This is a genomic window from Bulleidia sp. HCP3S3_C9, from assembly GCF_052064035.1.
GTDB lineage: Bacteria > Bacillota_I > Bacilli_A > Erysipelotrichales > Erysipelotrichaceae > Bulleidia.
Window position 1 is genome coordinate 1 of record NZ_JBQHWJ010000114.1, and the last position, 1,249, is coordinate 1,249.

1 protein-coding gene is annotated in these 1,249 nt (G+C 31.1%); it reads right to left on the minus strand.

Features of this window, described 5'->3' with window-relative positions; genetic code table 11:
- Window positions 1-40: 40 nt before the first annotated feature.
- On the minus strand, window positions 41-1,204 hold the full coding sequence (locus ACTND6_RS10995) for an AAA family ATPase (RefSeq protein ID WP_441024291.1): 1,164 nt from the start codon (window positions 1,202-1,204) through the stop codon (window positions 41-43).
- Window positions 1,205-1,249: the final 45 nt, after the last annotated feature.

Consider the following 1,249-nt stretch of genomic DNA (forward strand, 5'->3'; position numbering starts at 1 on the left):
TGAATAACTGCTTAGACATTAACTTTCTTTGGCTCATTTATTATATCTTATTATTTTGTTCATTCACAAAAATAGCTAATCTGCAACCACACGATTGTAGATTAGCCGATTCTTTTTCATAAACAAATGCAATTTCTTTATTTGGAATAGATACATCACACATGAAGTTGCCATCATATTGCGGATAAATGGATGCAACTTTTAAATATCCTGCGACAAGCAGAAAGCTATAAATGCTGTAGGGGTTATTTTGTACTTCAGGATAGATTACACTTGTATCTATATAAGTTGTGATTTTTTCTCCACATAATAATTTATACAGATTTTCATTGATTTCATTTGAAGCATTACTGATGATTTCACCAATGATTTCGTTGCTTCCTGTAGATTGCCAGAAAGCTTTTGGAAAACATTTGTCCGCAATATAATTAATAACAGACCAAGGATTAAAAATTTCAGTATTTCCAAAACGATATCCATCGTACCATTCACAAATTTCCTGATATTTGTTTTCATATCCGTAATACTGTAACATGTCAATGACTTCATTTTTTGTAAAACCAAAATATGAGCTATAGTCACTATCTAAGATTGAATTGATTTTCAGGTTATTCATGCCACTAAAAATGCTTTCTTTTGCAACTCGTAAAATGCCTGTCAAAAAGCCAAAGGCTAAATGTGGATTATCTTTTAATTCGCCTGAAAATAAGTTGCACATGAAATTAATTGTTTTTAGATAAAAATCACAAATATGACCTTGTTGTATTGGAGTATCATATTCATCAATGATGATGATACATTCTTTTCCATAATGTTTATGCAATAATAATGATAATAACTGCAGGCTCATCTGGTAGTCGATTTCATTAGCACTTTCTCCAGCAAGAAGGTGATATTGTTCTTTTTCGTATGAACTTAGCTTTGTACTGTTTTCTAGTTCTTCATGGCGTATGAACTCTAAAGAAATAATTTTTCTGATTTTTTGAAATGTTTCTGACCATGTTGAACATTTTACATCTTTGAAAGTGAGAAAGATAACAGGATATTGTCCTTGATGTTTTGTGTAATACTCTCCACATCTCCATATCTGCTTGTCTTTAAAATAGACAGAAGTATTTTCTGCTGTTTTTTCGAACGTTCTTTTTAAAGAATTAGTTGATAGTCCACAAAAACGGACAGAGAAAACAGAAGAAGTGAGTATGATTTACCTGTAAAGTTGAGCTTCCTGTAACATGTAAATGAGGAAGTG